The organism is Paenibacillus sp. GCM10027630, from assembly GCF_042676305.1.
Lineage (GTDB): Bacteria > Bacillota > Bacilli > Paenibacillales > NBRC-103111 > Paenibacillus_S.
Map to the genome: position 1 here is coordinate 47,150 of NZ_JBHTGY010000024.1, position 6,456 is coordinate 53,605.

General features: G+C 40.1%; 7 protein-coding genes. 6 read left to right on the plus strand and 1 reads right to left on the minus strand.

Annotated elements, in window-relative coordinates:
• Positions 1-158: 158 nt before the first annotated feature.
• Complete coding sequence (locus ACFQ0C_RS11600) at positions 159-371, minus strand: hypothetical protein (RefSeq protein ID WP_379366877.1); 213 nt, start codon at positions 369-371, stop codon at positions 159-161.
• A gap of 884 nt (positions 372-1,255) precedes the next feature.
• Here ACFQ0C_RS11600 and ACFQ0C_RS11605 point away from each other — a divergent pair.
• From ACFQ0C_RS11605 to trxA, 6 genes are all read left to right on the plus strand, one after another.
• Positions 1,256-2,779, plus strand: coding sequence for a sensor histidine kinase (locus ACFQ0C_RS11605; RefSeq protein ID WP_379366879.1), 1,524 nt, complete (start codon positions 1,256-1,258; stop codon positions 2,777-2,779).
• Complete coding sequence (locus ACFQ0C_RS11610; RefSeq protein WP_379366881.1) at positions 2,776-3,408, plus strand: response regulator; 633 nt, start codon at positions 2,776-2,778, stop codon at positions 3,406-3,408. Before ACFQ0C_RS11605 ends, ACFQ0C_RS11610 begins: the two co-directional genes overlap by 4 nt.
• Positions 3,409-3,424: 16 nt before the next feature.
• On the plus strand, positions 3,425-4,375 hold the full coding sequence (locus ACFQ0C_RS11615) for a polyprenyl synthetase family protein (RefSeq protein WP_379366883.1): 951 nt from the start codon (positions 3,425-3,427) through the stop codon (positions 4,373-4,375).
• A 214-nt stretch (positions 4,376-4,589) separates the two neighbouring features.
• Positions 4,590-5,015, plus strand: coding sequence for an RrF2 family transcriptional regulator (locus ACFQ0C_RS11620; protein WP_258217919.1), 426 nt, complete (start codon positions 4,590-4,592; stop codon positions 5,013-5,015).
• 226 nt (positions 5,016-5,241) lie between these two features.
• On the plus strand, positions 5,242-5,634 hold the full coding sequence (locus ACFQ0C_RS11625) for a hypothetical protein (RefSeq protein ID WP_258217918.1): 393 nt from the start codon (positions 5,242-5,244) through the stop codon (positions 5,632-5,634).
• Between the two features lie 105 nt (positions 5,635-5,739).
• Positions 5,740-6,060, plus strand: a complete 321-nt coding sequence (gene trxA, locus ACFQ0C_RS11630) for a thioredoxin (protein ID WP_379366886.1) — start codon at positions 5,740-5,742, stop codon at positions 6,058-6,060.
• The last annotated feature ends 396 nt before the right edge of the window (positions 6,061-6,456 follow it).

Below are 6,456 nucleotides of genomic sequence, written 5' to 3' on the forward strand. Positions count from 1 at the left end.
AAAAGGGCCTCCAATACTGTGCAAAATGTTTGCATTTATGCACATTTTGTTTGCGTCTTTATTTACTTTTATGTGACAAAATATGAAAAAGAGATTGCAAAATCGGACAAGTCCCGATATGCAATCTCTTTTTCATTTGGTAAAATAAAGAAGTAATACTAAGTCCAAATATCTAATGGTTTTGAATCCTGTGAGTTTACACTGGTAGGTTGGGAGAACTGTTTCATGACGGTTTTACCTTCTTCAGCAGATAGTAAAAAAGTCTCAAACCATCTAGCATCTTTAAATAGTTGGGCGAGCTGTTGTACATCAAATTGCTTTAGCGATCGAACTGCATCCATAAGTCCTGGTGAAAAAGTCATACTTTGCATAATCATCACTCGCTTTCGACATATTTTAACATATCTTGCACTTTTTATTATATCAGAAAATTGAAAAAAGCAAGGGGGGGATAGTTATAAATAAGAAAATATTTTTTAGGCTATTTATCCTAGTGATTATTATTATTCATGTATGGTTTGCAACGCTCACATTTACTTATCCTGCTCTTGGCATTCTATTAAAGTTAAATGATAATAATGAATTTGTGATAAGGAAATTGGATACAGGTAGTGCAAGTTTGGAGCTCAACTTGCAAATTGGTGATATTGTCATGCAAGTTGATGGACAATTGCCGAATGAATATATAACTATAAAAAAGTGGATGTCGGTTGAACAGGCTAAAAATATCGTAATATCCCGTAATGATGAGCAGTTTTTAGTAAGTACTAACCTAATTCCGCTTAGTGGAAGTACTGACGTTTTTCCAATCTTCGGAGAGTTACTATGTCTAATTTTTGCAGCAATGATATATAGGAAGCTAGGTTATTCTTTATCAGGAAGATTTTTATCGCTCGTCTTTTTAAATATCGGGTTTATTTTCGCCAGCGTAGGAGCTTCCATAAGAGGAGACTCACTAGGTAAAATATGCATTAATGTCCTTATGATTATCTTTCCTATTCTATTTCTTCATTTTTTAGTTATTTTTTTGAAGGAGAAGGGAAACACACAATCACCGGAAAAAATACTTAAATATTTGTATGGAGTAGTTGTTGTGGCTATAATGCCGCTAGTAGTTTTTTTAATTCCATCGTACTCATATTATTACTATAAATATAGTATGTTTATGGCTATTTCTATATTTCTAGCAGGAATACTGTTAAACTTCTTATTTTTGTCTTTTTGCTATTTCAAACATAGAAAAGAAACTTCCAGTTTGTCTATAATTATCAAAACGATCTGGTGGAGCTTAATCATCTCCTTTTTTCCATTTTGTGTATTCTCTTTTATCCCGCTAATGCTTTTTGGCTATGAATGGATAAGCTCTCTCACTACCTCATGGTTTGTGCTCTTTTTCCCTATATCATTTGCTTATTTGATTATGTCCAAGCAATTATATGATATTGACGTTGTCATAAGGCGTATCGTATTTACCGTTCTACTGTCGATTGTTCCCAGTGCAATTCTTGTAGTATTGAATGCACTCATCTTCAAAACGGATGCTACAATCACACACAACCTTCTAAGCTTTATTTTCTCAGTTGTCATTATTTCGTCTGTGCTTTATTCATATGAATACTTAACCACGAAGCTGCAAAAAATTATGTTTCCACGCAAATACCATCTGCAGAATGCATTGAAAAACATAGCTACAAAGCTTCGATCTATTTCCAGCTTCCGCGAGCTGAAGGATATTATTTTGGTTGATATGGTTAATACGCTTGAAGTATTCGGGGCGGCTATCGTATTTAAGTACAATGACAGCGTGGAGACGGTTATTACAGGAGATATTCAGTCTGATGAAGTTGAACGGATGGCAGCATCAGGGGCATGGGACCATCCATCCTATTCATGCATAGAGATCAATCGTCATGAGGAATACTCGAGCTACCTCATCATCACAAGGAAAAGAACGAACACGCTGCTGGGGCAAGAGGAATTACAATGGTTGAATTTGATTATTTCGTATTTGGCGGTAAGCTTGGAAAATTTACATTTGATAGGGAAGCTGAATGTGCGATTACAGCATTTGGCGTCTCAAATGCCCAATGAGCAAGTGGCGCAGGATTTCATGTGGTTCCGCAAGCTGATGTTTGAGCTGCAGGAGACGGAGCGCAGACGTATTGCTACCGATCTGCATGATACTACGCTGCAGGACTTGTTTTTTCTGAAGAAAAGATTCGCCGCAATTTTAAATAGCTATCCTTTTCAGGCAGAAGAGCTTGAGAAAATGAGCGGAATCATCGATTATGTTGAAATTATCAACACTAATCTACGCCAGAGCTGCTTTGAATTGAACCCCCATCTGCTTCATGAGATCGGACTTATTCAAACGGTGACTAAGGTCGTTGAACAAGAAGGTGCGCTACTTCCGTTTCATCTGGAATTCAGTGCCCAAGGGGCTGAAATGATAGAGTTTTGGGATATGGAAACAAAACGTCATGTTTTTCGCATCATACAGGAGCTGTTAAATAATGCGAAGAAGCATTCAGAAGCATCTAAAGTGAGTATTCGTATAACAAAGGAGGCGGATTCCTTTCGGCTGCTGTACGAAGATGATGGGATAGGGTTTACACCAAAATCTGAAGTAGAGAAGCAAATTGGAGCATCAGGTATGGGAATGGAACAAATGAAAAGTCGTGTCTTGCATCTGAACGGGCATCTTGAGGTGGCGGCAAATCGGGGAACAGGGATGACAGTGTGGATCACATTACCGCTGAGAAGGGTCTTGACGGCATGAGGAGCATTCTGAGAGTTCTAATTGTTGACGATCATCCGGTCATGGTTAAAGCAACAATGGCCATTTTGGAGCAAATTGAAGGAATAGAGGTCATAGGTAATGCCGGTAACGGGAAGCAGTGTTTGGAGTTTATCGAGCTGAATCAACCGGACATTGTTTTCCTGGATTACCATCTTCCGGATCAATTTGGAAGTGCCGTTGCTAAACAAATCAAGGAGAGGTATCCGAAAACCCATGTTATTATTTTTACAGGAATCGATGTAGCCGATATGTATAACCATTTGTTGGAATTAGGGGTAAGTGGAATTATTTCCAAGGAATCCAGTGAAAATGTTGTACGTAACATGGTGTATTGCATTATAGAGGGGTATACAGCACTGCCGATTTCTGTTTATCGTCATATGAGGCTGGTGGCTAGCGATTCCCCTTATGAGATTGTGCTGAGCAATGACGAGGTCCAAATTATGGCTATGCTGGTAAGAGGCGCAACACATGAACAAATTGCCAATGAGATTTACGTGAGCAAGCGATCTGTCGATAATTATTTGAAAAAAATCTATGAGAAAATGGAAGTGAAATCCAAGGCGCAAGCCATAGAGAAGTTTGTCCAAAGTAAATATTATACTTAGAAGTGGGGTGAATAATATGGATCGTTATGTGGTAGAGGAAATATACCGGGTTATTGATGAATACATATATTCCAATGATCTGAATATTCTAATCAAACAGTTTGTACAAGAGAAGGCTTCAGAGAACAGCATATGGTCAAGGATTACGGAATATAGTCACAGGATGCTGGGGGGGACATTCCCTCATATCGGTCAAGTGGCCGCTCTTAGCGAAATAATTATTCTGGCTCTGGATATAGTTGATGATCTACAGGATCAGGATAATACGGCTAAACCATGGATGACTTGTGCTCCACAATTTACTTTAAACGCGCTGCTCGCATTTCAAACGATTTTTATGGGTGAAATGGGGAGGCTGCAGCAAAGTTACGGCGGGTCGTCAAATCTTGTAGAGGAAGCTAGCCGCATTCTGGCGGGAGCGATCAATGGCCAACAGAAGGATTTGAACGGAAGCGTTACTATGGAAGCGGATTGCTTGGTTATGGTTCGGGAGAAATCAGGCTCATTGATTAAGCTTGCTTGCTATATGGGTTATGCGTTTGTAGAGAACTGCACTCAAGAGACAATCGCACAAATGAACGAGTTGGCGGACTGTATCGGTATTATGGCTCAAATTGAGAATGATATGAAGGACGTTATGAGATTTGATTTGAAAAATGATCTGCTCCAAAAGAAACGTACGCTGCCTATTATATTCCTCCTACAGCATGGCGACCAAGATTTTCCGGTTTTGAAGCAATTCTATGAAGGAGATCTGTCGGCGGAGCAATTTCTTAAGCATAAGCTGGCATGCCTGCAATACATAGCGGATTCAGGGTGCATAGAGTATTGTAAAATCGTACAGTCGCTATACTTTAACAGGGCGGATGAGCTGTACGCTTCGATGCCATCATGCTCGCCTTGGAGAGAGGAATTTAAAGAAATCACGTTTGCCTCCTATGAAATTAAAGAAGAAAGCACAAGATAATCATAAATGTATGGCAGAGGAAAACAAGCGCGGCAAATGGGAGAACAGGATTAACGGTAATTTTGAAAATGGTTCTGTTTTTCGCTCATTTTTGACTCGTACAATAATCCTCTGCCGGATTCAGTACAAATTTGCTTGACATCATCAACTGTAATAATTATAATAACAGTATAACTTAGCTGCAATAAGCCATACAGAGTAAGGAGGGCATTCAATGAATAGCGAGTTTACTATAGCGGTTCATAGTTTGGTCCTGCTTGCTTATAGACCCGATCATATGGCAACGAGTGATATGATTGCCCATAATGTTTGTACCCATCCTGCAAGAGTTCGTAAAGTGATGGCGCTGCTGCGGAAGCAAGGGTATGTGGCAGCGAAGGAAGGAACCGGCGGCGGGTTTTTGTTGAATTGTGCTCCCGATCAAGTGACACTTGCAGAGATTTATCGTCTGACCTCGATGGGGTCCGTGAAACCGAATTGGTGCTCTGGTGATGTGGAACAGGATTGTATGGTTGCTTGCAACATGGCGAGTGTGATGGATCAATTATTTGCAGGTGCTGAGAAGCATCTGATTGATTATTTTAATGCATCCACTATTCAAGATGTGCTTAAGCAGGTACGGGAGAAAGCAGCTAAATAGTTGAGTATAGAATGATTCGCTCAGCTCTAGCCTACCAAGGATGGCACAATTGTTTTCTCTCTAGTCAAACTGTTACTTGATTTGTTTCAGTTTTGGAGGTAGTATTTGTAGTAAGTCATTTACTTACGATTAGGTGTGTAGGTGTTATGAATTGCACAATTGTTTTTGAACTGTTACTTAAATAGTATCAGTTCGGTTTTGAAATTAGGAAGGGAGAGTGGCAAGTATGGCATGGGCAAAACAACAAACGGTTCAAGTTGGCGATTGGGTAAGTGGTACTTCTTTGTTAGATGAAAGATTTATAGGGTATTTGGAGTCTATCAACGGAAACGGCAAAGTGATGGTGTATGTTACCCAAAGCGATCATGATGAGGCCGTAGGCGAATGGATAGAAGGTACTTTATCGAAGCTCGAAAAGCTGGATGATTATGTGCCTAATGAGGTGAATGATCTGCAAAGCCTGATGGATTTGGCTCTAATGACGCGTGACCAAGCATGGTTTAACGAATTGGCTGCCGCTCTCCGAATCGCTCAAGAGAAGGCTCGCGGCTCCGCCGGTAAAGGCAAGCATAATGGCAATGGAAATGGGAGCTGGGCTCGCAGAGTAAAAATTGATTAAACATGCTACATGTTTACCATATAAATAATGAATGTGTTTAACGAGGCTGAAAGGCTGTTTAAATGAAGTTGGATAAACTAAATTTATTGAAGGAGTGGATGCGCTATGGCATTAATAAAAGTAGAAGATAATAATTTCAAAGAAACGATTGCACAGGACGGGTTGGTGTTGGTTGATTTCTGGGCTCCATGGTGCGGTCCTTGCAAAATGATTGCTCCAGTGTTGGAGGAAATGAGCAATCAGCTGGGAGATCGGTTGACGATTGCCAAAATGAATGTTGACGATAACCCGGAAACGCCGGGAACATATGGCGTGATGAGTATCCCGACGTTGAAGCTGTTCAAAAACGGTGTAGAGGTATCCACAATAGTCGGCTTTAAACCGCTGCAGGATATGATGGCTTGGGTAGAGCCGCAATTATCATAATACGATAGTAATTCATACGGTACAATAAAGGACAGGAGTATTCCCTTATAGAGGAATGCTTCCTGTTCTTTTGTTTGTAGAAAGAATCTCTTTTTATGGCTCAAAAATGAAATCAGCGCTTGACGAAATCATTCGATTTTGTCTCCGTGCCGTGCCCTACTCAGTTGTAGACCAAACTTTAAGAACGGCCATGCTTGAACACACTACTTTATTCCAATTATTCGATTCGAGGCCAGCACCTCTTCCTAAAACCTGCTATTATACATCCTTTTGGCTTGCATGTCGGCAGTCTTCTTGAATTCATGCAAATGAAGTCAATTTCATAATTCGAACCCCTTGCTACGACTGGTTTTTTTCGCACACAAAAAAGGAGTACCTCCCCACAATCTCGAAGTT